Source organism: Rhizobium sp. WCS2018Hpa-16, assembly GCF_031843705.1.
Classification (GTDB): domain Bacteria; phylum Pseudomonadota; class Alphaproteobacteria; order Rhizobiales; family Rhizobiaceae; genus Agrobacterium; species Agrobacterium tumefaciens_C.
Genome location: NZ_JAVTIX010000004.1, coordinates 248,185 through 274,056 on the forward strand (window position 1 = coordinate 248,185; position 25,872 = coordinate 274,056).

General features: G+C 60.0%; 24 protein-coding genes and 1 riboswitch. Of the genes, 6 read left to right on the top strand and 18 right to left on the bottom strand.

The genetic code is table 11. The features are described 5' to 3' along the window. The first annotated feature begins 12 nt into the window (after positions 1 to 12). On the top strand, positions 13 to 1,119 hold the full coding sequence (locus tag RQI55_RS15180; protein WP_243258125.1) for a cobalt-precorrin-5B (C(1))-methyltransferase: 1,107 nt from the start codon (positions 13 to 15) through the stop codon (positions 1,117 to 1,119). On the opposite strand, the gene cobM is transcribed toward RQI55_RS15180, so the two are convergent. Genes cobM through cbiE form a run of 3 tightly spaced genes read right to left on the bottom strand, consistent with a single transcriptional unit; the run spans position 1,098 to position 3,516 of the window. Beyond that, complete coding sequence (gene cobM, locus RQI55_RS15185; RefSeq protein ID WP_243258126.1) at positions 1,098 to 1,871, bottom strand: precorrin-4 C(11)-methyltransferase; 774 nt, start codon at positions 1,869 to 1,871, stop codon at positions 1,098 to 1,100. The genes RQI55_RS15180 and cobM overlap by 22 nt on opposite strands. Then, entirely contained in the window at positions 1,868 to 2,263 is a 396-nt protein-coding gene (locus RQI55_RS15190) for a cobalamin biosynthesis protein (RefSeq protein ID WP_243258127.1), read from the bottom strand. Before RQI55_RS15190 ends, cobM begins: the two co-directional genes overlap by 4 nt. Continuing rightward, complete coding sequence (gene cbiE / locus RQI55_RS15195) at positions 2,260 to 3,516, bottom strand: precorrin-6y C5,15-methyltransferase (decarboxylating) subunit CbiE (protein WP_243258128.1); 1,257 nt, start codon at positions 3,514 to 3,516, stop codon at positions 2,260 to 2,262. The genes RQI55_RS15190 and cbiE overlap by 4 nt, the downstream gene beginning before the upstream one ends. Here cbiE and RQI55_RS15200 point away from each other — a divergent pair. Beyond that, complete coding sequence (locus RQI55_RS15200; RefSeq protein WP_243258129.1) at positions 3,515 to 4,282, top strand: cobalt-precorrin-6A reductase; 768 nt, start codon at positions 3,515 to 3,517, stop codon at positions 4,280 to 4,282. The genes cbiE and RQI55_RS15200 overlap by 2 nt on opposite strands. Here the strand turns inward: RQI55_RS15200 and RQI55_RS15205 are convergent. Genes RQI55_RS15205 through RQI55_RS15235 form a run of 7 tightly spaced genes read right to left on the bottom strand, consistent with a single transcriptional unit; the run spans position 4,249 to position 12,577 of the window. After that, positions 4,249 to 5,010, bottom strand: a complete 762-nt coding sequence (locus RQI55_RS15205; RefSeq protein WP_243258130.1) for a precorrin-3B C(17)-methyltransferase — start codon at positions 5,008 to 5,010, stop codon at positions 4,249 to 4,251. The genes RQI55_RS15200 and RQI55_RS15205 overlap by 34 nt on opposite strands. Continuing rightward, the gene (locus RQI55_RS15210; RefSeq protein WP_243258131.1) at positions 5,007 to 5,789 is read right to left on the bottom strand and encodes a precorrin-2 C(20)-methyltransferase; all 783 of its coding nucleotides are present in this window, start codon (positions 5,787 to 5,789) and stop codon (positions 5,007 to 5,009) included. The genes RQI55_RS15205 and RQI55_RS15210 overlap by 4 nt, the downstream gene beginning before the upstream one ends. Further along, entirely contained in the window at positions 5,786 to 6,418 is a 633-nt protein-coding gene (locus tag RQI55_RS15215; protein WP_243258132.1) for a precorrin-8X methylmutase, read from the bottom strand. Before RQI55_RS15215 ends, RQI55_RS15210 begins: the two co-directional genes overlap by 4 nt. Further along, a complete protein-coding gene (cobG, locus tag RQI55_RS15220; RefSeq protein ID WP_243258133.1) occupies positions 6,415 to 7,779 on the bottom strand; it encodes a precorrin-3B synthase in 1,365 nt (454 codons plus the stop codon). Before cobG ends, RQI55_RS15215 begins: the two co-directional genes overlap by 4 nt. Then, positions 7,776 to 11,123, bottom strand: a complete 3,348-nt coding sequence (gene cobN, locus RQI55_RS15225) for a cobaltochelatase subunit CobN (protein ID WP_311273133.1) — start codon at positions 11,121 to 11,123, stop codon at positions 7,776 to 7,778. The genes cobG and cobN overlap by 4 nt, the downstream gene beginning before the upstream one ends. Before the next feature lie 3 nt (positions 11,124 to 11,126). Further along, positions 11,127 to 12,164 carry a cobalamin biosynthesis protein CobW gene (gene cobW, locus RQI55_RS15230; protein WP_243258198.1) on the bottom strand — a complete coding sequence of 346 codons (1,038 nt, stop codon included), beginning with the start codon at positions 12,162 to 12,164 and terminating at the stop codon, positions 11,127 to 11,129. After that, complete coding sequence (locus RQI55_RS15235) at positions 12,158 to 12,577, bottom strand: DUF1636 family protein (protein ID WP_243258135.1); 420 nt, start codon at positions 12,575 to 12,577, stop codon at positions 12,158 to 12,160. Before RQI55_RS15235 ends, cobW begins: the two co-directional genes overlap by 7 nt. A 110-nt stretch (positions 12,578 to 12,687) precedes the next feature. Further along, positions 12,688 to 12,897, bottom strand: a riboswitch (cobalamin riboswitch). Positions 12,898 to 13,002: 105 nt separating this feature from the next. Between RQI55_RS15235 and cobO the strand changes: the two genes are divergently transcribed. Then, positions 13,003 to 13,620 carry a cob(I)yrinic acid a,c-diamide adenosyltransferase gene (gene cobO / locus RQI55_RS15240; RefSeq protein ID WP_243258136.1) on the top strand — a complete coding sequence of 206 codons (618 nt, stop codon included), beginning with the start codon at positions 13,003 to 13,005 and terminating at the stop codon, positions 13,618 to 13,620. A 3-nt stretch (positions 13,621 to 13,623) separates the two neighbouring features. Further along, entirely contained in the window at positions 13,624 to 15,081 is a 1,458-nt protein-coding gene (locus RQI55_RS15245) for a cobyric acid synthase (RefSeq protein WP_243258137.1), read from the top strand. Here RQI55_RS15245 and cbiB read toward each other — a convergent pair. Further along, positions 15,068 to 16,033: an adenosylcobinamide-phosphate synthase CbiB gene (gene cbiB / locus RQI55_RS15250; protein WP_243258138.1), complete on the bottom strand. Its 966-nt coding sequence runs from the start codon at positions 16,031 to 16,033 to the stop codon at positions 15,068 to 15,070. The genes RQI55_RS15245 and cbiB overlap by 14 nt on opposite strands. On the opposite strand from cbiB, the gene cobD reads away from it, so the two are divergent. Further along, entirely contained in the window at positions 16,032 to 17,066 is a 1,035-nt protein-coding gene (gene cobD / locus RQI55_RS15255; protein WP_243258139.1) for a threonine-phosphate decarboxylase CobD, read from the top strand. The two genes, cbiB and cobD, sit on opposite strands and share 2 nt — an antisense overlap. On the opposite strand, the gene RQI55_RS15260 is transcribed toward cobD, so the two are convergent. The 7 genes from RQI55_RS15260 to RQI55_RS15290 all read right to left on the bottom strand — a co-directional run bounded on the left by RQI55_RS15260 (position 17,056) and on the right by RQI55_RS15290 (position 24,924). Further along, positions 17,056 to 18,333, bottom strand: a complete 1,278-nt coding sequence (locus RQI55_RS15260) for an L-fuconate dehydratase (RefSeq protein ID WP_243258140.1) — start codon at positions 18,331 to 18,333, stop codon at positions 17,056 to 17,058. The two genes, cobD and RQI55_RS15260, sit on opposite strands and share 11 nt — an antisense overlap. A 52-nt stretch (positions 18,334 to 18,385) precedes the next feature. Continuing rightward, positions 18,386 to 19,396 (bottom strand): zinc-binding alcohol dehydrogenase family protein, encoded by a 1,011-nt coding sequence (locus RQI55_RS15265; protein WP_243258141.1) that lies wholly within the window; start codon positions 19,394 to 19,396, stop codon positions 18,386 to 18,388. Positions 19,397 to 19,399: 3 nt separating this feature from the next. Then, entirely contained in the window at positions 19,400 to 20,221 is an 822-nt protein-coding gene (locus tag RQI55_RS15270; protein WP_311273134.1) for an amidohydrolase, read from the bottom strand. A gap of 2 nt (positions 20,222 to 20,223) precedes the next feature. After that, entirely contained in the window at positions 20,224 to 21,237 is a 1,014-nt protein-coding gene (locus RQI55_RS15275; RefSeq protein WP_243258143.1) for an aldo/keto reductase, read from the bottom strand. Positions 21,238 to 21,313: 76 nt separating this feature from the next. Then, entirely contained in the window at positions 21,314 to 22,255 is a 942-nt protein-coding gene (locus RQI55_RS15280) for an ABC transporter substrate-binding protein (RefSeq protein ID WP_042615649.1), read from the bottom strand. A gap of 82 nt (positions 22,256 to 22,337) precedes the next feature. Continuing rightward, complete coding sequence (locus RQI55_RS15285; protein WP_042615650.1) at positions 22,338 to 23,360, bottom strand: ABC transporter permease; 1,023 nt, start codon at positions 23,358 to 23,360, stop codon at positions 22,338 to 22,340. After that, the gene (locus RQI55_RS15290; RefSeq protein ID WP_311273146.1) at positions 23,350 to 24,924 is read right to left on the bottom strand and encodes an ATP-binding cassette domain-containing protein; all 1,575 of its coding nucleotides are present in this window, start codon (positions 24,922 to 24,924) and stop codon (positions 23,350 to 23,352) included. Before RQI55_RS15290 ends, RQI55_RS15285 begins: the two co-directional genes overlap by 11 nt. A 274-nt stretch (positions 24,925 to 25,198) precedes the next feature. Between RQI55_RS15290 and RQI55_RS15295 the strand changes: the two genes are divergently transcribed. After that, complete coding sequence (locus tag RQI55_RS15295; RefSeq protein ID WP_311273135.1) at positions 25,199 to 25,870, top strand: FadR/GntR family transcriptional regulator; 672 nt, start codon at positions 25,199 to 25,201, stop codon at positions 25,868 to 25,870. Positions 25,871 to 25,872 lie beyond the last annotated feature (2 nt).

Here is a 25,872-nt window from a genome sequence, read left to right on the forward strand (position 1 = left end):
TATAGAAACAGCATGGAAACGGATGGAAAAAACCTGCGTCGCGGCTGGACGACCGGCGCCTGCGCCACGGCGGCGGCAAAAGCCGCATGCACCGCGTTGCTGACCGGTGATGTTCCATACCTTGTCGAGATCGAACTTCCAAGCGGCAAGCAGGTCGGCTTTTCCATCGCAAGCTCAACAGTTGGCGAGGGATTTGCACGCGCTGGCGTCATCAAGGATGCGGGCGACGACCCTGACGTGACCCATGGCGCACTGATCGAAACAACCCTGCGACGCGGACAGGCGGGCACCGGCATCACCTTCAAGGCGGGCAGGGGTGTGGGCACAGTCACCCGTCCCGGTCTGCCGCTCGCCATCGGCGAACCCGCCATCAACCCCGTCCCACGCACAATGATTGCCGCAGCCATCCGCGAGGTGGCTGGCGATGATGCGGATTTCGAAGTCGAGATTGCGGTGGAAAATGGCGAGGCACTGGCGGAAAAGACGCTGAATGGACGGCTGGGCATTGTCGGCGGCCTCTCCATTCTCGGCACCACCGGCATCGTCATTCCCTTTTCCTGCTCCGCATGGATCCACTCCATCTGGCGCGGCATCGATGTGGCCCGTGCCGAAAAGCTTCCGCATATTCTCGGCGCCACCGGCGATACCTCAGAAAAAGCCGGGCAGGCGCTGCATGGATTGCCCGATACGGCCCTGATCGACATGGGCGATTTCATCGGCGGCATGCTGAAATATCTGCGCACCCACCCGGTGGAAAAAATCACCATCGCGGGCGGCGTGGCAAAGATGACCAAGCTCGCGCAAGGCATGCTGGACGTGCATTCCAAGCGCGGCCTTGCCGACCTCGAGGCACTGGCCAACCTTGCCACCGAGGCGGGCGGCGACGACGCTTTGGCGGAAGCCATCCGGCAGGCCAATATGGTGGCTCACGCCTTCACGCTGGCAGGGGCCGTAGGTATCGATCTTGGTCAGGCAGTCGCGCGCAATGCCTGGAAAACGGCGGCTGGCGCTTTGAAAAGACCGGAGACGGACCTTGAAATCCTCGTATTCGACCGCAGTGGAGCGCTAAAGGGACGCGCCCCCTTCACCCCATCCGATCAGCCGTCTGCATTGCTTTGAGGGTTGCGAAAACGGCGCACATAATCGGTGCTGTAAAGCGCGCTTTCACGAAAATCCTCGGATGCAAGACCCTTGCCGACGAAGATCAGCGCCGTGCGCTCCACCGGCTCTTCCGCGAGCTTTGATTCGATATCGCCAAGTGTTCCGGCAATAACCCGCTCTTCCGGCCACGATGCCCTGACAATGATGGCGACAGGGCAATCGGCCCCATAAAGCGGCGTCAGATCCTCGACCACTTTGGCGATGGCGTGAATGGCAAGATGGATGGCAAGCGTCGCCCCCGTCGCACCAAAGGCCTTCAACGTCTCAGTCTCCGGCATCTTCGACGCACGGCCAGACACACGGGTCAGCACAAGGCTCTGCGCGACTTCCGGCACCGTCAATTCGCGCCGCAACGTGGCGGCAGCGGCGGCGAAGGAGGGAACGCCCGGTGTTACGGTATAGTCGAGGCCCAGACGCTCCAGACGGCGGATCTGCTCGCCCATGGCGCTCCAGATGGACAGATCCCCGGAATGCAGCCGCGCCACATCCTTGCCTTCGCGGGCGGCGCTCACAAATTCCGCCTCGATCTCGTCAAGCGAAAGTGCTGCCGTATCCACGATGCGCGCGCCTTCAGGGCAATGTTCCAGCAATGCCTTGGGTACCAGCGATCCCGCATAGAGGCAAACGGGAGACCTAGCGATCAGATCGCGCCCGCGCACCGTGATAAGATCAGCAGCACCCGGACCGGCACCGATAAAATGAACCGTCATTCGTTCTCTCCTAAAGTGGCTTCCTCTTCCAAAGTGGAAAGCGCCACCGTCATATCGCCAATCACCATGCGCGGTGCAACCAACCGTGAACCCGGCCCCAGTGCCGCAAGCGCCGCTGCTTCGCTGAGACTTGGGGACCCCGAATGTTTGAGGCTCGTTGCCGATTGCGTTAGCGTTCTGGCACCTGCCATTTCGAAATCCGCCTGCGCCACCACGACAAAGGCCATGCCGAGCCGTGTTGCGGCCTCCAGCAGAGCCGGCTCGTCCGATTTCATCGGTGCCGTTGCCATGAAATCGATGGTGACGTGGTGCGTCCGCGCCGCCTCTTCCAAAGCGGCAATAACCGCATCAACGGTGACACCCTGTCGGCACCCAATGCCCGCGACAATCACGGCTTAACCCACGCCCATTGCGTGACCGGCATCGAAGGCCGCCAGCCCTGCATGGACCCGACAGGCGAAGCGCGTGTCACCTCAAGCCGGATCAGCGAACCGCCCAGACGCGCCTGCGCTGCCAGCAAAACCGCATCCATTTCCAGCGTCACCGCATTGGCAACCAGCCGCCCGCCGGGCCTTAACGCTGATACCGCCGCCTCCAGCACACCCTCTTCGCTGCCGCCACCGCCAATGAAAATCGCATCCGGCGTCGGCAATCCCACCAATGCAGAAGGCGCTGCGCCCCTGACAATCTGAAGCGCCGGCACACCGAAGGCCTGCGCATTGCGGTTGGCGCGTTCGGCCCGCTCCGCATGCTGCTCGATGCCAATGGCCCGCAGGGACGGATGCGCCAGCATCCATTCGATACCGATGGAGCCGGAACCAGCGCCGATATCCCACAACAATTCCCCGAAACGCGGAGCAAGCGATGATAGCGTCACCGCACGGATCTCCCGCTTGGTCATCTGCCCATCATGCTCAAACAGCGCATCATCCAGCCCCTGCGCAAACGGTAAAATGCGGGGCTTTTCATCCGCAACCACCTCGATGGCGACGAGGTTCAGCGGATCGATATCAACAAAAGAAAAATCAGCCGCTGTAGCCTGCCTGCTCCTCTCCCTCGGCCCACCCAAGGCTTCCAGCAGAATGAACGTTGAGCGCCCGAAACCGGCCTCCGCCAAAAGAGCGGCCAAAAGGGCAGGGGTCTTTTCATCCGCTGTCAGTACGAGAAGCTTCGCACCCGCATGCAGATGCGGGCGGATCAAATCAATCGGGCGACCATGCAGGGAAACGCAGTCGGTTGCCTGCAACGCCCAGCCCAGCCGCGATGCCGCCAGCGAAAAGGCTGATGGGGCAGGGTAGGCGATGGTTTCGTCCACATGCACATGCTTGAGCAGGGTCACGCCCACGCCATAGAGAAACGGGTCACCGGATGCCAGAACGCAGACCTTTCGACCCCGCAGCGCCACAATATCCACCATCTCCACCTCAAACGGCACCGGCCATGGCCGCACCTCACCTCTAATGGCGTCTGCCGCCAGTGCCAGATGCCTGACACCACCGAAGACGAAGTCAGCACCCTCGATGGCAAGCCGCGCATGGGCACTCAAGCCGCCAATGCCATCTTCGCCAATCCCGACGATGGAAAGCCAGCGCGCCGCCTTCTTTTCAGTGGATGCGGCATCCATTCCGGCATATTCAGAGACCATGATACGCTCCATACTCATTCTCGGTGGCACAGCGGATGCCCGCATCATGGCTGGCAAGCTGGCGGACGAATCCGGCTACCGGTTGTTGCTGTCCATGGCGGGCCGCACCCGCGATCCCGTGCCGCAACCGGTGCCGATGCGCAGCGGCGGCTTTGGTGGGGTGGATGGCCTTGCCGCATTCATCGCCGAGAACGGCTTTGATCTCCTGGTAGACGCCACCCATCCCTATGCGGCTCGAATATCCGCCAATGCCGCGAAAGCCGCTGAAATCGCAAACGTGCCGCTGATTGCTCTGGATCGACCCGCTTGGGAAAGACGCGATGGCGATGACTGGCAGGACGTGGCCAATGTCGAGGCAGCGGTTCAAGCTCTGGGACCAGACAGCCAACACGCCTTTCTGGCCCTTGGCCGTCAGGAACTGCCGCCTTTTGAAGCCGCGCCCCAGCACCATTACATCATTCGCAGTGTCGATCCCGTAGAGCCGCCTTTGCGGGTGCCGCACGCCCGCTACATCACGGCGCGCGGTCCGTTTGCGGTGGAGGACGAAATCGAGCTCCTGCGAGAAAACCGCATCGGCTTCATCGTCTCCAAGAACTCCGGCGGCACCGCTGCCTATGCCAAGATCGAAGCGGCGCGAAAGCTCGGCGTCACGGTGCTGATGATAGCGCGCCCGCCGCGCCCAACCGGAATGACGGTGCCCACGATCAACGCTGCGCTGGCCGCAATCCGCCATCAGCTCTCCCTTTTGGATGAGCGTGGCGAATAGACCAGCGGCTCTGCGCCCGGTCTGTCGATCAGGCGCGTTTCCACCGAGCCGACGATGATGCAGGTTGCCATATCCGCCATGTCGCTTCGTGCATCGGCAAGCGGAACAACGCGCATGCGCTCATCCACCCGCCCGGCGGCCCGCCCGAAAATGACCGGCACCGTGCCCGGCAGATGAGCCCGCAAAACATCGAATGCCGTTGTCAGCTGGTGCGGGCGCGCCTTGCTCACCGGGTTGTAGAAGGCCATCACGAAACCGGCCTCAGCCGCCAGAACCAGACGCTTTTCAATCAGCGACCAAGGTTTCAGATTATCCGAGAGCGAAATGGCGCAGAAATCATGCCCCAGCGGCGCACCGGCCTTGGCCGCCACCGCCAGCATGGCGGTCACACCCGGAACAACACGAAAATCGATGCCACGCCAATCGGCAGGACCGTTTTCGATGGCCTCGCAGACGGCAGCCGCCATGGCGAAGACACCCGGATCACCACCTGAGACAACACAGACCTTTCCACCCGCAGCGGCCAGCGTCAGCGCCGCCTGTGCGCGGCTCAACTCCTCACGATTGTCAGAGGCATGGCGGCGCTGGTGCGGCTGCAAGGACAGGCGGTCGAGATAGGGAATATAGCCGAAAAAATCATCCGCCTCGCGCACCGCATCCAGCGCTTCGGGCGTGATCTGCCCCAGATTGCCGGGGCCAAGGCCAACAACGGTCAGCTGCCCGCTCACGGCGTGTCTCCATGAACAGGCCGGTCTTTCCAGCCCGGCACCAGAACCAGCGAGAAATAGGGAGCAGGGGAGCCATCATGCTCGGCAAGCCGCATGGCATGACCATTGGCCATTGTGCCGCGCTCCACATAAAGCGCGCCCTGCAGCTTACCCGCGCGCTCTAAAGCCCGGCGAATTTTTGGCAGATTGCGACCAACCTTCATGATCACAGCGCCGTCCGTACCCGACAGCCGCTCTGTCAGCACTTCCTCACCCAGCGTGCCGGGAAGAACGCTCAAGATGTCGTCGCCCTGCACCAGCGGCAGCCCCGCCATGGACCAGCAGCCGGACATGGCCGTGATGCCGGCCACCACTTCCGCCGGATAGGTTGGTGCAAGCCGCAAATGCAGATGCATATAGGAGCCATAAAACAGGGGATCACCTTCCGAAAGCACGGCAACGCTGCGCCCGGCATCCAGATGAACGGCGATATCCTTAGCCGACTGATCGAAAAAGCCCGCGATAGCACCGCGATAATCATCGCCGTTCTTGTCGCTTTCCACCGTGACAGGATAGACCAGCGGCATTTCCACCGTGCCGGGGCGGATAAAGTTTTCGACGATGCCGCGCCCGTTGCCCGTACTGCCCCTCTTGCAGAAAAAGGCCAGCACATCGGCAGTCTCGATGGCCCGCACGGCCTTCAACGTCAAAAGCTCAGGATCTCCGGGGCCGGTACCGACGCCAATCAGCTTGCCTTTCAACGTCTTGACGGGCTCTGGCTCAAACATCGCAGCACTCATAGGCCCGGCCTCGCCACGGCATTCACAGCCGCTGCCGTCATCGCAGAACCACCCAGGCGCCCCTTGACGATCGCATAGGGAATGCCAAGCGGGCTTTCCTCCAGCGCATCCTTGGATTCCATCGCACCAACGAAACCAACCGGCATGCCGATAATGGCGGCGGGGCGAGGCGCCCCGCGTTCCAGCAATTCCAGCAGATAAAACAAAGCGGTTGGCGCATTGCCAATGGCAACGACAGCGCCCTCCAGCTTGTCACCCCAGAGGTCGATTGCAGCCGCTGACCGGGTGTTGCCGATGGTCTTCGCCAATCCCGGCGTGCGCGGATCGCGCAAGGTGCAGATCACTTCATTACTGGCTGGCAAACGCGCGCGGGTCACGCCATGCGCCACCATTTCCGCGTCACATAAAACAGGCTTTCCAGCGATCAGGGCACCGCGTGCCGCATCGACGAAATCGGGCGAGAACCGAAAATGCTGTGCCGATTCCACCAGCCCGCAGGCATGGATCATGCGGATGGCAATTTCAGCCTGATCCGGCGTGAACGCAGACAAGTCCGCCTCTTCGCGTACCATCGCAAAAGAGCGTTCATAGATCGCGTTACCATCGCGGATATAGTCGTATTCTATCATCGATCTTCCTGTCGGAGCGCCGCGACAATGCGGTCCTTGCCAAGACGGGCAAGCAGGGCGCGGGCATTTTCTCCGGGCTTATGTTCTTTTTCGTATAATCCGGCAAGCCGCGAAAGTGCTGCACGCTGCTCAGGAAAGGGCAAAATCACATCCGCAGGGTCTCCGGCACGCCCGCTATAGCGAAAGGCGAGCCCACCGGCAGAGCCTGAAAAGGTGAGCGGCGCAGATGCCGGATGCGCGCAGCCCTTGCCGCAACCGGACAGATGCAGCGACAAAGATCCATCGAGCAGACCGGACATGTGCCGCGCCGCATAATCGCCAAGCTCATGGGTGGCGATATAGGCCGAGGCGCATGCTGGCTTTCCCGAGCAGACAGCGATGGAAGAACGCGGGTCTTTCGCATCCGTCACAAAACCCGCCTGACGCGCATGGTCGAGAAGCCCGGAACATGCTCCTTCTTCACCCACGAAAAACAGGGCATGCGCCGGGCCGGGCCTAACCGTCCTGATCCCCAACGTGGTGGCCTGGGCGCATAGACTGGCCAGTCCATCTGCCGAAATCTGCCCGAAGGCTGGCGCAACAGACACCGCAAAGACGCCGTCTGACAGACGCGCCAAACCGTAATGTTGTGGTTCAAACACCTCTGAAGCGTCGGAGAAGCTGACATCCTCGACCAGCCGACCCGCGCAGATCGCCTTCACCGTTTTAATGTCCAGATCGCGCCCGCGTGCATCCGATCCCCGGTCAGCGAGGCAGGAGAGGAGATCGATCACGACATCGGCTGCATCTTTCTCACCCAAAGCACCGGCCCGCAGCGCCTTGTCTTGCGTGCCGCCGAGCATCAACAGCCACCACACATCGCGTCCAGACTTCACGGCATTCAAACGAATATCGGCCAACAGGCCACCCATCGAGACGTGCCCGCCGCCATCAACAATCACGGACATTTTTGCCGCAAGCCGCTCGTGCAAGTCTTGGGCAGCGGCATGCTGACATATCCGGTCCATGATGCCGCGCGGATCGGCAATGGCTGTCTCGTCAAACCCTGCCAAGGGCGAGATTTCCACGGCAAGACCCTGCCGCACCGGCAGGCCAAGCGCTGAAACATCGCGCTCCAGCAAAGCGGCACTCTCGGGCGTCAAACCGCGAAACTGCACCCCGCCACGGGCGGTGATATCTAGCAGACCATTGCCGTGTCGCGTTGCAAGGGCGCACAGAGTTTGCATATCCCGTGGTGATATCGCGTCGGTCAATGCCACGCGAGATAAAAGCCCGTCACCGGTCTGCATCGGTGCAGATAAAGCAGGGCAGACGCCCCGGCGCGAATAAGGCTGGACTCTATCAAGCTGCGCATTGCTCATGCGCTGGCCCTTGCCGCATCAGGCGCAATCAGCATTTCCAGCTCGGCATCCACCGCATTGCGGCGGCTGTGCCAGAGGCTGCGATGGCGGGCAGACAGAAAACGCCGCGCCATGGCCTCTGCCGCCTGCGGGTTTTCCCGCAGAATAAACTCACGCACCTCATCATTGCCGAAATAGGCGTCGTAAAGCGCATCGATCAGGGATGACGGCACCGCATGGGTCGTTTCGGCAAATCCGATCAGCCGATCCACCGTCTCGGCAAATTCCGAGGCACCGCGTGGTCCGTGGCGCATCTGCCCGGCGATGAAAAGTGGATTGATGGCACGGGCGCGCACCACTCGCGTTATGGCCTGCGCAATGGAACGCGCACGGGGCCGGGTCGGATCAGTCGTATCCAGCGCCACCACATCTGCCGATTGGCCAAGTGTTGCTTTCGCTGCCGCAAACCCGCCGATGAAAGCCACATCGGAAGACCCATCCAGAATATCCCGTCCGGGATCATCGCCGGTGTGAACCAGCAATTCGGCTTTTTCCACCTGGCCGGCAAAGCTGCCATCGGCATAAACGCTGAGACCATCGGCACCGCCATAGGCATGGCTTGCCGCGTCGAGATAGGCTTGGCCCAGGTCTTCACGCTCATCCCAGCGACCACTCGACAGCTTTTCCTCAATGCCCGCACCATAGGTACCCGGAGCAGAGCCGAAAATCCGTGCCGGTATATGGCCAAGCTGTACGGCCTCTTCGCCCAGAGGGTTGTCGCCAGACGCTTCCTCGCGGCGCGCAATCGACTTGGCGGCAGCGTCCAGCAGCGCAATCAAAGCCGGGAACATATCCCGGAACAGGCCGGAAATACGAAATGTCACATCCACACGCGGCCGCCCCAGCACGGCTGGCGGCAGCACTTCGATGCCGGTCACGCGGCCCGTCGCCATATCGTGGATGGGTCTGGCACCCATCAGATGCAGCGCCTGCCCCACATCTTCGCCACCATTGCGCAACGATGCCGAACCCCAGAGATCGAAGACGATATGTTTCGGCCAATCGCCATGGCTTTGCAGATGGTGGCGCAGAACTTCCTCACCGGCCATGCGGCCAAGCTCGAAGGCCGTCCGGGTGGGCATGGTGCGAGGATCGGCAGCATAAAGATTGCGCCCGGTGGGCAACACATCCAGCCGCCCGCGTGCAGGCGCACCCGATGGTCCCGGCGCAATATGCAGCCCATCCAGTGCCGACAGAAGTGCGGCCTTTTCCGCCAGCGCACTCTGCTGTCGCAGCGAATCCGGCTCATCATCCGCACAGCGGCCAAACACATGCTGGCCATCCTTGATGGCAAAATCCTTGAGATCACATAGAAACGCGTCGATTCGGGACAGCGCCGTATCGGCATCATCGCCCATGTCGATGCCCGCATCGGCTGCCAGCCCGGTCTCCTGAGCCTTCTCGACAATCAGCTTGGCCAGCCGGTCGCGGCGGCGACGGTCCAGCCCATCCGCCTGCGCATATTCATCAACAAGCTGCTCAAGCGCCATCTGATCCGGCGATAGCCCGGCCTCGATCAGAACAGGCGGAACATGGCCGATGGTAACCGCTGCAATGCGCCGCTTGGCCACCGCTGCCTCACCCGGATTGGACACGATGAAGGGATAGATGACCGGCAGCCCACCCGTCACGATTTCGGGAAAACAGGCCTGCGATAGCGCCACCGTCTTTCCCGGCAACCATTCCAGCGTGCCATGGGCACCGACATGGATGATGGCATGGGCTTCAAACCCCTGCTGCATCCACGCGCCAAACGCCACAAGCGCATGGCGTGGCGGCAAGGTCGGGTCGTGATAATCCACACGCCGGTCTTCATTGCGGCCACGATCCGGCGCAAGCGCCACCGTCACAGCGCCAAACTGCGCGGACCGAAAGCAGAATTCTCCACCTTCGAACACATCATCCTCGGCCACATCGCCCCATGTATCGTCAAGCGCCTGACTGGCAGCCGATGGCATGGATGCGCGAAACGCGCCGTAATGATCGGCTCCAAACGACGCGGTGCCAGTTTCGATACGGTCCAGCAATTCACGCGCCGTCTGCGGAATATCGGCAACCGAATACCCGGCATCCCGCAAATCCCGCAGCATTTCCAGCACGCTCTGCGGCACATCGAGACCCACGGCATAGCCGGTGCGCCCCGGTGCTGCGCCGGGATAATCCGGCATCAAAATGACGATACGCCGCTGCGAGGCGGCTGCATGTTTCAGCCGCAGAAAGGCCGAGATGCGGTTGGCAACCTGCTCGATGCGGTCAGGCTCCGGCGTGTTGACAAGGCCTTGCCCGCCATTGGGGTCAGGTTGCTTGAACGAGATGACCCCGGCCAGCATCCGCCCATCCAGTTCCGGCAGCACCACATGCATGGCAAGGTCGGATGGGTTCAGCCCGCGCAGATTGTCCACCCAGCCATCGCGCCGCGTGGTAGCCATGATGACCTGAAACGCCGAAACACCCAGCCGCGCAAACAAGGCTGCGCCGTTCTCATCCGTCTGGCTGGCAAAGGCGGTGGCGGCGATGATGGCGTCAGGTTTCAGAACCCGAAGCGTTTCCTCCAGAAAATGAATGGCATCATGATCCTTCAACCCGCTGACGAAGATCGGCAACGGCGCAAAACCGCGTTGGCGCAACGCCTCAAACAAAGCATCAATGGGCGCAACATCTGCGGCCAGCAGCATGGAACGATAAAACAGGATGGGCAGCAGAGGGGCATTATCAGGGAAGCCGGAAAGCGCCTCTTCAAGCGCCACAAGGCCTTCGCCCGGGCGATAAAAACCGGATTTGGGCAGCGGTTCCGCCACCATATCAGGCCAGGCATCTCCCTTTGCAAAGGCTGAAAGCCCCGCCGCAACACGCGCCATGTTGTCAGCCCCGCCTGCGCGGAAAAAGGCGAGGATGGCTTTCAGCGTCTCAAGATCAACCGTGGAAGCAGCCTCAAGCTTCTCGTCACGCTCGCTGCATTCACCGGGCAGAAGCACCAGCTTTATGCCCCGTTGCCGTGCCATTCTGGAAAGCTGATCCACGCCATAGCGCCAGCGATCCGCACCGCCGAGAATCCGGATAAGGATCAGCTTGGCGTGTTCTGCCGTCTTCTCCATCCACAGGTCGACGGACATGGGGTGGCGAAGCTCGGACAGGTTGGCGCTGACCATCGAGACGCTGTCGCCATCAACAGCCCATCCACGCTCCAGCCCGGCCAGATCGCTCGCCGAAAAGGACATCACCACCACATCCGCCCTCGGCTGGTTGAGATCAACCGGCTCGATCAGGTCGTCCAGAGACGAGGATGTGGTGGCGAGAATATGCATGGATCAGGCTGCCAGCATCCGCTCGATCTTTGCGCGGTCGAGACCCTTCTCACCGATCACGACCAGACGGCTGCGACGCTCTTCACCCGCACCCCAGGGGCGGTCGAAATAGTGGTTGACCCGCGAACCCACGGCCTGAACCTGCAAACGCATTGGTTTTGACGAAACCTCCACAAAACCCTTGATGCGCAGCACGTTTTCGGACGCTGCCGTTTCGGCGATCCTTGCTGCCAGCGCATCCGCATCCGTCACGGCATCCAGTTCCACAACAAAGCTGTCGAACTCGTCGTGGTCGTGGTCTTCCTCGTCATCATGGTGCGTGTGGCGGTTGTCGATATCCTCTTCAACGGCCAGACCCAGACCGATCAGCACAGCCGGGTCGATCACGCCGTTGGATGCAACGATGATCTTGGCAGCCTTGGGCAAATGGGCATTGATATGCGCCTTGGCCCGCTCCAGACCCTCGGCATCCAGCAGGTCGCCCTTGGTCAGCACGATAAGATCGGCGCAGGCAATCTGGTCTTCGAACACTTCTTCAACCGGGTCGTCATGGTCGAGCGCCTCGTCATTCTGGCGCTGGGCAGCAAGGGCCTCCAGATCATGCGAAACCATGCCTTCGGCGAGCGCCGCGCCATCGGCAACGGCCACAACAGCATCCACTGTCACGCGGCTTTTGATGGCTGGCCACTGGAAGGCCTGCACCAGAGGCTTGGGCAGCGCGAGACCCGATGTTTCAATCAGAATATGCTCAACGCGGGGCTCGCGGCTCAAAATCTGCTCGATAGCCGGCTGGAAATCATCCGCCACCGTGCAGCAAATGCAGCCATTGGCCAATTCCACGATGTTTTCTTCCGGGCAGCTTTCAATGCCGCAGCCTTTGAGAATCTCGCCATCGATACCGACATCGCCGAACTCGTTGACGATGATGGCCAGCCGCTTGCCATCCAGTTTCTCCAGCAGGCCACGCAGCAAGGTGGTTTTGCCAGCGCCCAGAAAGCCGGTGATGATGGTGCAGGGAACGCGGTCTAGCGTGGTCATGATGTCTCCTCGGTAAAATGCAAAGGGGGAATGCGGGCCACAAGGCCGCGCTTCAAACTGTCAGGCCGTCCGCGCCACGGCATCAGGCCATCAGGCGCAGACGCCAGAAGACGTGCGCCGACCAGAAGGTCGCCAGCATCGTCTTGGGTCAGGGAACCGAACATATAGGACCAGCCATCGGCGCTGCGCATGGCGGCACTGAGGCCGCGCTTGCAATTGGCAAGGCAATTGACGCTGCGCACATCGACGCCCTCGGCGCGGCCCAGCTCAACAGCGGCCTGTGCAAGCGTCGCGCCGGGGCGCGGCTCTGCATTGGGGTCAACCTCATCGCGACAGCTTCGGCAGACGAAAACGACGACGCCTGCGGCTCCATCTGCTTTCGTGGTCTTGTCTGGTGGGGTCGATGTCAGATCCAAGGTGTCAACTTTCCGCGCCTGCAAATTCTCTAGGGGTGCGGATATCGACGCCACGCGCCAAAGCACGTTTCGCTTGATATGACCGGCTAACCGGAGCACCCCGCCCGGTAGACGCATTTTTCTGAAACGGCAGGTCTCCTGGCTTGCGGCGTGAGACGCCCGACACCGCCTTCCCGAACATAATGTCCAGTGGCTTATGGCGCAGGCTCACCGCATACAGTTGCGGGGGCAGCCACGGATTGGTCCGCATTGCGAACGGAACCGTGTTCCCTCTTAGCTTTTCCCGTTGCCGGAAAAAGACCGTCAGTGGTTAACCCTTATGCCCTGCACGGCTTTTGTGTCAATGCCGCGGCATCATTGCCGTGGAAACGGTTTTGGCTATAGTCGCCGCTTTGACACGCATGCGCCAAGAGGAATGAGACGCCATGAACCGCGATATCAGCGAAAGCGAAGCCGAGCGTCACCGCGCCAAGATGGTCAACCGCAAAGCCGTGCAGGATGCCGAAGTGTCTGAAAAGACGGTCGAAAAAGGCCTGCTGATGGTCAATACCGGATCGGCCAAGGGCAAATCCACCGCAGCCTTCGGCCTGGCTCTGCGCATGCTCGGCACCGGCGGGCGCGTCGGCATCGTGCAATTCATCAAGGGCGCATGGTCCACTGGCGAGCAGCAGGCGCTGGCCCTGTTTGGTGATCGCGTGGAATGGCGCACCATGGGCGAGGGTTTCACGTGGGACACGCAGGATCTGAAGCGCGACGTCGCAGCCGCGACAAAAGCCTGGGAAGAAGCGAAAGTCATGATGGCCGATGAAACCATCAATCTGGTGGTGCTGGATGAGCTGAACATCGCCCTGCGCTATGATTATCTGCCGCTGGACGAGGTGGTGGAAACACTTGTCAACCGTCGGCCTTACCTTCACGTCATGGTCACCGGCCGCAACGCCAAGCAGCCCTTGATTGATGCCGCCGATATGGTGACGGAAATGACGCTGGTGAAGCACCACTTCAAGGCCGGTGTGAAAGCCCAGTCGGGCATCGAGTTTTAAGACATGGCAGCGCGCGTTTTGATGTTTCAGGGCACAGGCTCGGATGTTGGCAAATCCTTGATGGTGGCAGGACTTGCGCGTGCCTTCACAAAGCGCGGGCTTTCCGTCATGCCCTTCAAACCGCAGAACATGTCCAACAACGCCGCTGTTACCGCTGATGGCGGCGAGATTGGCCGGGCGCAGGCTTTGCAGGCGCGCGCCGCAGGGGTTGCCCTGTCCGTTCATATGAACCCGGTGCTGTTGAAGCCGCAAAGCGAAACCGGCGCTCAGGTCGTGGTGCAGGGCAAAGTCATCGGCAACGCCAAGGCCGCCGATTACCAGCACATGAAGGCTGGCCTGATGGCCCGAGTGCTGGATAGTTTCGATCACCTGAAGGCGAAATGCGACCTTGTGCTGGTGGAGGGTGCGGGCAGCGCGTCCGAGGTCAATCTGCGCGCCAACGACATCGCCAATATGGGCTTTGCCCGCGCCGCCACCGCCCCCGTCATCCTCATCGGCGATATTGATCGCGGTGGCGTCATCGCCAGCATCGTCGGCACACAGACAGTTCTGGATACGCAAGACGCGGCCATGATTGAGGGCTTCATCGTCAACCGTTTTCGCGGCGATCCCTCTCTGTTTGATGAGGGGATGCGCATCATCGAAGACAAGACCGGCTGGCGGCCCATCGGCCTGCTGCCGCATTTTGCCGATGCCAGCCGCTTGCCCGCCGAAGATGCGCTCGGCCTCACGGCTCCGGGACAGCGCAAGCCCGGCGCAAAAATCCGCATCGCCGTTCCCATCCTGCCGCATATTTCCAATTTCGACGATCTTGATCCGCTCGAGGCCGAGCCGGATGTCGAACTTCTGCGCATCAGACAGGGAGATGCCATTCCCGGCGATTGCGCGCTGGTGCTGCTCTGCGGCTCCAAATCCACCATTGCCGATCTCGCCACGCTGAAAAAATCCGGTCTGGATATCGATATCAAGGCGCATCTGCGCCGTGGCGGATATGTTCTGGGCCTTTGCGGCGGTTACCAGATGCTGGGAAAGACGGTTGCCGATCCCCACGGCATCGAAGGCACGCCTCATACCGCTGAAGGGCTTGGGCTGCTGGATATAGACACCGTCCTGACCGACGACAAGCGCCTCGTCTCCGTCACCGGCCAAAGCTTCGATGGAATTTCCTTCTCCGGCTATGAAATGCATGTCGGCGTCAGCGAAGGTAAAGACACGGCCCGCGCCTTCGCCACCATCGGCAACCATACCGATGGCGCGATTTCTGCCAGTGGCCGTGTCATCGGCACCTATGTCCATGGCCTGTTTGCCGATGATGACCAGCGCAGCGCATGGCTTGAGCGGCTGGGCGGGCAAAGCTCAATGCTTGATTATGAAGAGCAGGTGGATGCCGTTCTCGACCGGCTGGCGGAGCATCTGGAACAGCATCTCAATCTCGATGCGCTGATCGCTATAGCGCGATAGCCAAGGCCAGTACCCCGAAGAGACCAAGCAGCATGGCATCCGCGATGCGCGCAAGCTTCAACGCCCGGCGAATATCGGCAGAGGTCAGATCCCGCCGCCCGCCTTCACCCATGTACCGCGCCTCGATCATCTGCCCGCCATAGGAACGCGGACCGGCCAGCGCAAAGCCCAGCGCCCCCGCCATCGCGGCTTCAGGCCATCCGGCATTGGGTGAGCGGTGGTGATGCGCATCCCTGATAATGGCGCGGAACGCGTTTTGCGGTGAGGCTCCCTTCACAAAAAAAGCAGCGCCCACGAACAGAAATCCTGTCAGCCGCGAGGCGGGCAGGTTGACCAGATCATCCAGCCGCGCAGATGCCCAGCCGAATGCCTCATGGCGCGGTGAGCGATGGCCGATCATGCTGTCAGCCGTGTTGATGGCCTTGTAACCCGCACCGCCGCCAAGCCCTAAAAGCCCCAGCCAGAGCGAGGGCGCAACAACGCCATCGGAAAAATTCTCGGCAAGGCTCTCAATGGCCGCCCGGCAAACCGCCGCCTCATCCAGCTTGTCAGGATCGCGCCCCACAATCATCGACACGGCCTTGCGACCGTCCTCCAGCCCGTCACGCTCCAGAGCCACAGCGACAGCCTCGACATGCTGCTCCAGACTTTTCTGCGCCGGAAGCGACGCACCAAGGATCGCCACGATCAGAAGCCCGAGCGGCAATTGGAGGAAAAGCGACTGCATTGCCCCTGATAGCAATGCCGTCAGCCCAAGAAACACGATAAGCGCCGCAACGCCCATCAGCTTGCGCCGCGAAAATGTGTCACCCTCCCGGTTCCATTTTCGGTCGAGGAAGGCGATAAGCAAACCTATCCACGTCACGGGGTGGCCGATGCGTTTGAACAGCCAGTCGGGATAGCCGACAAGGCGTTCAATCAGCAGGGACAGGAAAGCGAGAGCGAAAAACATGGGCGACAAGCTACCAGAAAAAGTGCAACCGGCGATCCGCCACGGTGGCAATCTGGGTCGGGCACGCCAGCTTTTTCCGCAGGCGCCCGAACCGTGGATCGATCTTTCCACCGGGATCAATCCGCACTCCTACCCGCATTCCCCCATTCCCGCCAGCGCCTTTGCACGGCTGCCGGAACCCGATGCCTTGGAGAGACTGAAACAGGTTGCAGCAACAGCCTTCAGCGCATCCTCGCCAGCCCATCTGGTGGCCGCACCGGGAACGCAGATGCTAATGCCGCTTCTGGCCGGACTCGCGCTGGATCGAGGCGCAAGACGCGCCGCCGTGCTGGCGCCTGCCTATGCCGAACACGCCAGAACCGCCCGCATGGCTGGCCTTCCCGTCACAGAGGTCGCAGATTTTGCCGATCTATCGGCTTGCGATTACGCCGTCGTGGTCAATCCGAACAACCCGGATGGACGGGTGATCGAGCGCAGCGCACTTCTGACACTTGCTGAGACTATGCAGAAAAAGGGCGGGCTGCTGGTTGTCGATGAAGCCTTCATCGAAACAGGATGTGGTGAAACCATCGTCGACGCCGCCACATCGGACAGCCTCATTGTGTTGAGATCCTTCGGCAAGTTTTACGGCATGGCAGGCGTCCGCCTCGGCTTCGCCATCACCCACCCCGATATGGCAGCGCAGCTGGAAGCCCGCCTCGGCCCATGGGCCGTTTCAGGTCCAGCCCTTCACATCTCAACCGGAGCTTTGGGCGACAGGCCGTGGGCTGAGGCAATGCGGACCAGGCTAAATGCCTGCTCGGAACGTCTCAACAGTCTTCTAAAGCACAAGGGCCTGACCATTGCAGGCGGAACGTCCCTGTTCACGCTCATTCGTGACGAGAGCGTTCCCGTCCTTCACAATCACCTCATGCAGCACGGCATCCTCACGCGCATCTTTGAGGAAAGGCCTGCCGATCTGCGGCTCGGCCTTCCCGCCAATGAAGCGGATTGGGCAAGACTGGAAGCAGCCTTGGCTGCTTTCAACCCTTGAACGTATAAGCCGCGATGGAATCCGGCTTCATTTCAATCGAGAAGCCCGGCATTATCGGAGGCATATAGGCTGCATCCTTGATGTTGCAGGGCTCGATGAAATGCTCATGCAGATGGTCAACATACTCGATCACCCGGCCGTCTTTCGTGCCTGAAATGACGAGATAATCGATCATCGACAGATGCTGCACATATTCGCAAAGCCCGACGCCACCGGCATGGGGCCAGACGGGCAGGTCGTATTTCGCAGCGATCAGCAGCACGGCCAGCACTTCGTTCAGACCACCCATGCGGCAGCTGTCGATCTGGACGACGTCAATCGCACCTTCGGCAATGAACTGCTTGAACATGATGCGGTTCTGGCACATTTCGCCGGTCGCCACCTTCACCGAACCAATGGCCTGCCGGATCTTGCGGTGGCCTGCAATATCGTCAGGGCTGGTCGGCTCTTCGATAAAGAAGGGCCTGGCGAAGGCTAATCTGTTGACCCACTCAATCGCCTGATCCACCTCCCAGACCTGATTGGCATCGATCATCAAATAACGATCGGGGCCGATCACCTCACGGGCGATGGTCAGGCGGCGGATATCGTCTTCGAGATCACGGCCCACCTTCATCTTCACATGGTTGAATCCGGCATCGATGGCCTCCTGGCAAAGGCGGCGCAGCTTCTCATCGCCATAGCCCAGCCAGCCAGCCGACGTGGTATAGCAGGCATAGCCTTCCGCGTTAAGAATGGCAGCCCGCTCGGCCTTGCCCGCTTCTGCTTTCCGCAGGATCGCAAGCGCATCCTCGCGGCTCAGTACGTCCGTCAGGTAACGGTAGTCGACAATATCGGCAATCTGCTCCGGGCTCATATCCGCCACCAGTTGCCAGACGGGCTTGCCGGCCTGCTTGGCCAGCAAATCCCAGATAGCGTTGACCACAGCACCGGTCGCTAAGTGCATGGCACCCTTATCCGGCCCGATCCAGCGAAGCTGGCTGTCGCTGGTCAGATGCCGCCAGTATTTTCCGGGATTATCGAAAACGGTGGAGAGATCCGTTCCCACCACCAGATGCCGCATCGCGTTGATGGCCATGCAGCAGATGTCGTTGCCGCGCCCGATGGTAAAGGTCAGGCCGTGGCCCTTGAGGGCCTCGTCATCGGTATCGAGGATCACATAGGCAGCCGAATAATCAGGGTCCGGGTTCATCGCATCCGAACCATCGAGGCTTTGTGAGGTCGGAAAGCGCAGATCGAAAACGCGCAGATCAGTTATCTTTGTCATGGCCACACTCGCGGTCGGGTTTGATGAAATTCGTTTGTTTGCAGATGGTGGCTCACGCCACCTCCACCATGCCTTTGATGACGCCCGCCTTGGGGTTGGTCAGATCAGCAAAGCGGGCAGGCACCTCGCTTAAGGTCATGCGGTGGGTAATCAGTGCATCAGGCACCTTGCCCGCACGCTGGGCCTCCAGAACAACATCGAAATCCTCACGCGTCGCGTTCCGGCTGCCGAGCAGGGTCGTTTCACGCTTGTGAAATTCAGGATCGTTGAAGCTGATATCGCTGGCCACAATCGAGACCAGCACGTAAGCGCCGCCATGCCCGACAAAGGAAAATCCGCGCTCCATGGCCTTCGGATTGCCGGTGGCATCAAACACCACATCGAAGAAGTCGCCGCCTGATATCTGCGACAACTGCTCCTTGTCACCGTCTCCGAGCGTGACACTATGCGCAATCCCGAGCTGATCCTTGCAGAAATTCAACCGGTCTTCCCGGCTATCGATCATCGTCACCACGCCGCCATTTGAGACAGCGAAAACCGCAACGGCCATGCCGATGGGTCCGGCCCCAACGATCAACACCTGCTGGCCCGCCGCAACAGCACCACGGCGCACCGCATGGGCACCAATAGCTAGAAACTCCGTCATCGCAGCCTGATCGAGCGTCAGTCCCTCGGCGTTCAGCACGAATTGCGAGGGCACTGAGAGATATTCCACCATGCCGCCATCGCGGTGCACGCCCAGCACGCCGATGTTGCGGCAGCAATTGCTCTTGCCCTTCAGGCAAGCGCTGCAATGCCCGCAGGAGATATAGGGAATGACCGTCACCACATCACCTGACGAAAGACTGCTGCCTTCAGGCGCTTCCTCGACCGTACCGGAGAGTTCATGGCCCATGATGCGGGGATAGGACAAATAGGGCTGGTTGCCAGTGAAGATATGCAGGTCCGTTCCACACACGCCGATGCGACGGATGCGGATCAACACCTCACCCTCGCCACGGTGGGGCTTCGGCATTTCCTTCGGCGAGAGAAGTCCAGGTTTATCGCAAAATATCGCCAGCATGGGTCACCTGTCGGAAAGAGAATAAAAACGCATTGCATTAAAACCAAACACCGCCTCATGGTCGGCAGCGGGCACGATATCGCGGCTGAAATCCAGCCAGCCCTGATAATCACCCGCCAGCCGCAAAACCGGCCAGTCGCTGCCAAACATCACCCTGTCAGCGCCAAACAGCTCAAGAATGGTTTCAGCATAGGGACGCACAGCTTCACGGCTCTGTTCACCGCGCTCGGTCAGAAGACCGGAAAGCTTGCAATTAACGTTCGGCAAGGCAGCCAGCGCCGCCATATCCCTGCGCCAATCACGATAATGCCCAGTGGCAATCAGCGGCTTTGCCCCATGGTCGATGACGATGGAAAGTGCCGGATAGCGCTTCGCAAAATTCAAAAGATGCGGCAGATGTCTGGGCAAGACCAGCGCATCGAAAACGAGACCATTCTCGATCAAGGCGTCTACGGCGGGGTCAAGTACGGGATCATCGATCCAGCTTGCGTCTTCGATATCCTGCAACATGGGCCGCACACCCTTGAAGGCGGGATGGGCGGCACGGCGGGCAATCTCGCTGCCTGCATCCGCCGCCTTCATATCCACCCAGCCGACGACACCCTTGATGAAGTCATGCGCATCCGCCAATGCCAGCATGAAATCGGTCTCATCTGCCGTTTCCATGGTCTGCACCAGAACGGTGCCATCAACGCCCGCTTGCTGCATGAGCGGCATCAGGTCGTCGGGCATGAAATCCCGGTAGATCGCATCCAGTGACGCAGGCGGCCACTGACCTTCGCGGTCCTTCAACAGCCAGAAGTGCTGGTGGGCGTCAATCAGCATGGTCAGCTCGCAATTCCTGGAACTGGTGCGCCTTCCGCAAGCAGCCCGCGCCTGTGCAGTTCAGCCCAGAATTCGGCGGGAATCTCCTGCTCGAACCACTCGATATTGGAAGCCAGTTGCTGGGCATTGCGCGCGCCTGAAACCACCGTCACAGAAGCGGCGTGGGCCAACGGGAATTGCAGCGCCGCAGCCTGCAAGGACACACCAAGCTCCTCACACACATCGTGCAAGGCATCGACCTTCGCCAGGATATCGGCAGGGGCATCCGCATAGTTGAATTTGCGGTTACCCGCCAGAATACCGGAATTGAAAGCGCCAGCCACAACAATGCCCACGCCGCGAGACGCGCACAGGTTCATGAAATCGAGACTGCTCTGCTCCAGCAGGGTGTAGCGCCCGGCAAGCATGGCAACATCGATGTCGAACACCTCCATCGCGCTTTTCACGACTTCCCATTCATTGACGCCAAGACCCACGGCACCGGTCGATCCCTCGTCGCGCAGCCTGGCCAGCGCCTTGAAGCCGCCGCCTGTCGTCAATTGGTCCCAATAATACTGGTGCTTGTCCCCATGGGTGAAGGGTCCGATATCGTGAATATAGAGAATATCCGGCTTCAGAATACCCAGCCGCTGCTGGCTGGCCTCAAACGAGCGCATGATACCGTCATGGGAATAGTCATAGACGGGGCGGAAGGGCAAAGGCGCGATATAGGCGTCTTCTTCCGCTCCCACGGTCTCATCCGGCACCATCACGCGGCCCACCTTGGTGCTCAGCGTGTACTCGGCGCGCTCATGCTCGGTCACCATCGTGCCCAGCCGCCGCTCGGATCGTGTATAGCCGTAAAACGGTGCCGTATCGAAATAGCGGATACCGTGTTCCCAGGCCGTATCGAAAGCGCCCTTGGATTCCTCATAAGGCGTGACGCGATAAAGATTACCCATCTGGGCGCATCCAAGCCCCATCAGAGTGACCTCCACCGGACGCTGCGGCAATTTGCGTTTATCGGAAACTTTCATCTCGGACACTTTCGATCGTCAGCTTGGGTGTGAATGGTCGCGGCACGCCGCGACCATCAGATTGTCTTTGGTAGGATCAATAGAGAACGTTCTTGGCTTCTGGCTTGTCGATATTGTCCTTCGTCACCACAACGACGCCCGTATCGACGAACTTCTCGACCTTTTCCTTGGCAATCAGCTTGGACACAGTCTGAACACCCAGTTCACCCATCTGATAGGAGCCCTGAACGACGATGCCAGCCAGCGTGCCATCCTTAACAAAGCCCTGAAGGTCCTGATTGCCGTCGAAACCGATGGCAACAACCTTGCCAGCCTTGCCGGATTGCGCAAGCGCACGGCCAACACCGATGGCCGTTGGCTCATTGGCGCCGAAAATGCCCTTGAGGTCGGAATTGGCGGCCAGAACGTCGGTTGTCTGGTTCAGCGCGGTCGCCATCTGCGACTGCGAATAGTAAGGACCGACGATCTCAAGCTTGGAATTGGCCTTCAGATATTCGGTAAAGCCACCCACGCGGCCAATTTCAGAACCGGCACCGGCCACGTAAGACATGACGGCAACCTTGCCTTCCTTGCCAACCTTCTCGATCAGCGCCTGTGCTGCCAGCTCGCCAGCCTTCTTGTTATCGGTTGCGAGGAACGACTGGTAATATTGCTCGGCACCCTTTGCCAGCTGCGAGTCAACGATCACGACGGGAATACGGGCTTCCCATGCTTTCTTGACCGCTGGAACCAGCGCGTCCGGATCGGAAGGGGCCAGAACAATGCCGGAAACCTTACGGTTGACGGCGTTTTCCACCATGTTGACCTGATCCGCGATGGCGGACTCAGAGGCAGGGCCCTGGAAGGTCATCGTGTTGCCGGTGGATTGCTTGATCGCGGCATCCGCACCCTTCTGAACATTCTGCCAGAAGGTGGAGTTCACGGTTTTCACGATGACGGCGATTTCGCCGGCCTGAACCGTGGAAACGCTCCAGAGGGCAATCGCCGATGTCAAAAGCGTAAGTGTCAGCTTCTTCATGTATTCCTCCATATGCCAGACAGGTGATATCTCCTCGTCACCATCAGGCTTTCCCGCGGAAAAAGGTCCGCACCCTTATCGATCATCGGCGGTTGCGAAGCTGGTCGATCCAGACCGTACCCAGAATGACAAGGCCGATGATAATCTGCTGTGTGAAGGCCGAAACGCCGTTCATGTTGAGGCCGTTTCGCAAAATGCCGATGACGAAGGCACCAATGGCCGTGCCGGAAATGGTGCCAACGCCACCAATCAGCGATGTGCCGCCGATGACCGCACTGGCAATCGCATCCAGCTCATACATCACGCCCTCATTAGGCTGCGCTGTCACAAGTCGCGACATCAGCACGCAGCCGGTCAGGCCAGCCAATGTGCCTGACAGCACATAGGTGAAGTTGGTGACGCGGGAAACATTGACGCCAGACAGGCGCGCCGCCTCGGCATTGGAGCCAACCGCGTAGATATGCCGTCCGAGAACCGAGCGGTTGAGCATGAAAGAGACTGCGATGGCGATAACGATCATCAGGATGACGGGGTAGGGGATGCCCGGAAAGACGACATTGGGAAAACCATCATCGCCAATGGTGACGATACGAAACAATGCGCCATTGCCGAGCTCGCCGAAGGATTCGCCAAGGCCGGATACGGCACGCGCACCCGTGATCTGCAACGCCACACCACGGGCAATCAGCATGGTGCCGAGCGTCGCGATAAAGGGCGGAAGCTTGAAGCGCGTGACCAGAATTCCGTTGATGAACCCACAGAGCGAACCCGTCAGAATGCCGATCAGCATGCCAATCGGCACCGGCATACCCAGTTCCTTGACAGCAAGCGCTGCAACGACCCCCGCCAGCGCCAGGACCGAACCCACCGAGAGGTCGATACCGCCCGTGATGATGACGCAGGTGGCACCGATGCCCAGAAGCGCGATGGACGTGACCTGCAAGGCAATCGTCATGGCATTGTTGACCGTGAAGAACGCATTGCTGGTCGCGGAAAACACGATGGTCAGCAGCACCAGACTGCCCAGAGCGGCAAACTTCTGAATGATGTCCTTCTGCCGGTCGCTGAAGGAAAAACGCTTGGGTGTTTCTGGACTAACCGACATGTTTGTCTCCGCTGCGATAGCCAGAGGCGTAGCGCATGATTTCTTCCTGATTGGTCTTGGCAGTGTCCAGAATCCCGGTCATCCTGCCTTCGTGGAACACGGCAATCCGGTCCGTCAGACCCAAGACTTCCGGCAATTCCGAACTGATGAGAATGACGCCGATACCGCGTGCCGCCAGCTCATCCATGATGGTGTAGATCGCGAATTTAGCACCGACATCGATCCCGCGTGTTGGCTCGTCGAAGAACAGAACCCGTGATTCGCGAAACAGCCATTTGCCGATAATGATCTTCTGCTGGTTGCCACCAGACAAAAGCCGCACCGTCTGCTTGATGGAGGGCGTGCGAATGTTGAGCAGATCGACATAACGCTTGGCGACATCGTCATGGGCTTTGAAATCGATGAGGCCGAGCCGGTTGGACACAGCCTCCATGTTCGCCAGCGACGTATTGGCCGCCACCGACATCTTGATCGCCAGACCATCGGTCTTACGATCTTCCGATAGATAGGCGATGCCATTGGCAATCGCATCCTGCGGAGACTTGATCGACAGCGTCTTGCCTTCAAAGGTGATCGTGCCTGCGTCATAGGCGTCGGCACCAAAGATGGCGCGCGCCACTTCAGTGCGGCCGGCTCCCATCAGGCCCGCAAAGCCAAGGATTTCGCCCCGCCGAAGCTCGAAACTGATATCGTGAAACACGCCGGTTCGCGTCAGGCCTTTGACGGAGAAAATCACCTCATCCCTCGGCTTGGATGTTCTCTCGGGAAACTTCTCTTCCAGCGAACGGCCCACCATGCGCGTGACGATGTCATCAACGGTCACGGCGTTGAAATCATCGGTCGAAATATGCCGTCCGTCGCGCAGCACCGTCACGCGATCAACGATTTCAGCCATCTCATCCAGACGGTGGGAAATATAGACGATCCCCACGCCAGACGCTTTCAGGTCGCGGATAACCTTGAACAGCAACCGCGTTTCCTGCTCGGTCAGCGAGGATGTCGGCTCATCCATGATCAGCACTTCAGCATCGAGCGACAGCGCCTTGGCAATTTCCACCATCTGACACTGCGCAACGGACAATCCGCGCACCAGCTGATCCGGGTTGAGGTCCACACCCAGCCGGTCAAGACAGCGCTTGGCGTCGGCGCGCAGCTTCTTTCGATCAACCAGAAATGCTTTTTTCGGCTCGCGGGCCAGATAGATATTTTCGGCGATGCTCAGATGCGGAACAAGGTTCAGCTCCTGGTGAATGATGGCAATGCCCGCTGCTTCCGATTCCAGAGGCGAGGAATATTGAACCTTCTGCCCCCGGTGCAGGATCGTGCCGCTCGTGGGCTGATAGACGCCGCTGACGATTTTCATCAGCGTCGATTTTCCCGCGCCATTTTCGCCGCACACGGCATGCACTTCGCCAGAGCGAAGGTCGAAACGCACATCGCTCAGCGCTTTCACGCCGGGAAATTCCTTGCTGATATTATCCAGACGAAGCAGGATCTGGCCATGTCCACGCGCAGCGTGACCAGCCAGATCGTCTCCCTGAACAGGCGATGCGCCCTGCGCCATCATGGTCCTCCCTTAGCACCCTAACTCCACCCAGGGCGCTGCAATCTGGCGAAATGGTTAGGCCGCATTTTATTTTTGGTCAAGCCAATTTTAGGGATCGCTCGTTAGAAGACGTACATTGATCATGTATCGCCGCTGAAAAATCAGAATTAATTCATATTTTTCAGACCAATAAACATTTCCTTGCCACCAGGAGGCGGAGGCAGTACGGTAAGGCCAAATCGGCAGAAATGTGCCAATTGCTCAGAAACATTATATTGGTCAGGCCAAAATCATGGAGCCGCGCAGGCTTTATCAGCAGATAGCAGATCAGATCCGCGAATTGATCGACAGTGGCGAGTTTCAGCCGGGCTCACGCCTGCCGCCGGAGCGCGAACTGGCGCAGCGGCTTGGTGTTTCCCGCCCATCATTGCGTGAGGGGCTGATTGCGCTTGAAATCGATGGCAGCGTCGAGATCCGCATGGGCTCCGGTGTCTATGTGTCGGCCGAACCCGCGCAACCTGTGACAAGAACCAAATCCCTTGGCGAGAGCCCGACCGAGCTGATGCAGGCCCGCGCCGCCATCGAAGGAACGACCATCGTTCTGGCAGCCAGCCGGGTGGATGATGCCTCTCTGGAAACCCTGCGCTCCACCCTTCAGGCCATGCGCGCTGAAATCGATGCAGGGCGCAAGCCGCTGGATCAGGACCGTCAGTTTCATGTGCTGATTGCCGAGCAGTCCGGCAACAGTGTCCTCGCTCGCCTCATCGCAGACCTGTTTGATGAGCGCCACAGCCCCATGTCGGCGCAATTCCGGGTCAAGTTCGAAGACAAGGACACATGGACCTTCGCGCTACAGGAGCACGAGGCCATTCTGGCAGCCCTTGAAGCAAAAGATCCACTCTTGGCGCAATCGGCCATGCACAGCCATCTGGATAGCTCCAGACGCCGATGGGTTGAGAATTAAAA

Excerpts from the sequence above, each read along its gene's own strand:
- cobN (WP_311273133.1), bottom strand. The coding sequence starts at position 11,123 with ATGCATATTCTCGCCACCACATCCTCGTCTCTGGACGACCTGATCGAG.
- cbiE (WP_243258128.1), bottom strand. The coding sequence starts at position 3,516 with ATGGTCTCTGAATATGCCGGAATGGATGCCGCATCCACTGAAAAGAAG.
- RQI55_RS15200 (WP_243258129.1), top strand. The coding sequence starts at position 3,515 with ATGATACGCTCCATACTCATTCTCGGTGGCACAGCGGATGCCCGCATC.
- RQI55_RS15265 (WP_243258141.1), bottom strand. The coding sequence starts at position 19,396 with ATGCTGGCGATATTTTGCGATAAACCTGGACTTCTCTCGCCGAAGGAA.
- RQI55_RS15290 (WP_311273146.1), bottom strand. The coding sequence starts at position 24,924 with ATGGCGCAGGGCGCATCGCCTGTTCAGGGAGACGATCTGGCTGGTCAC.
- RQI55_RS15275 (WP_243258143.1), bottom strand. The coding sequence starts at position 21,237 with ATGAAAGTTTCCGATAAACGCAAATTGCCGCAGCGTCCGGTGGAGGTC.
- RQI55_RS15295 (WP_311273135.1), top strand. The coding sequence starts at position 25,199 with ATGGAGCCGCGCAGGCTTTATCAGCAGATAGCAGATCAGATCCGCGAA.
- cbiB (WP_243258138.1), bottom strand. The coding sequence starts at position 16,033 with ATGTTTTTCGCTCTCGCTTTCCTGTCCCTGCTGATTGAACGCCTTGTC.
- RQI55_RS15280 (WP_042615649.1), bottom strand. The coding sequence starts at position 22,255 with ATGAAGAAGCTGACACTTACGCTTTTGACATCGGCGATTGCCCTCTGG.
- RQI55_RS15180 (WP_243258125.1), top strand. The coding sequence starts at position 13 with ATGGAAACGGATGGAAAAAACCTGCGTCGCGGCTGGACGACCGGCGCC.
- RQI55_RS15270 (WP_311273134.1), bottom strand. The coding sequence starts at position 20,221 with ATGCTGATTGACGCCCACCAGCACTTCTGGCTGTTGAAGGACCGCGAA.
- cobM (WP_243258126.1), bottom strand. The coding sequence starts at position 1,871 with ATGACGGTTCATTTTATCGGTGCCGGTCCGGGTGCTGCTGATCTTATC.
- RQI55_RS15210 (WP_243258131.1), bottom strand. The coding sequence starts at position 5,789 with ATGAGTGCTGCGATGTTTGAGCCAGAGCCCGTCAAGACGTTGAAAGGC.
- cobO (WP_243258136.1), top strand. The coding sequence starts at position 13,003 with ATGAACCGCGATATCAGCGAAAGCGAAGCCGAGCGTCACCGCGCCAAG.
- RQI55_RS15215 (WP_243258132.1), bottom strand. The coding sequence starts at position 6,418 with ATGATAGAATACGACTATATCCGCGATGGTAACGCGATCTATGAACGC.
- RQI55_RS15285 (WP_042615650.1), bottom strand. The coding sequence starts at position 23,360 with ATGTCGGTTAGTCCAGAAACACCCAAGCGTTTTTCCTTCAGCGACCGG.
- cobG (WP_243258133.1), bottom strand. The coding sequence starts at position 7,779 with ATGAGCAATGCGCAGCTTGATAGAGTCCAGCCTTATTCGCGCCGGGGC.
- RQI55_RS15260 (WP_243258140.1), bottom strand. The coding sequence starts at position 18,333 with ATGACAAAGATAACTGATCTGCGCGTTTTCGATCTGCGCTTTCCGACC.
- cobD (WP_243258139.1), top strand. The coding sequence starts at position 16,032 with ATGGGCGACAAGCTACCAGAAAAAGTGCAACCGGCGATCCGCCACGGT.
- RQI55_RS15245 (WP_243258137.1), top strand. The coding sequence starts at position 13,624 with ATGGCAGCGCGCGTTTTGATGTTTCAGGGCACAGGCTCGGATGTTGGC.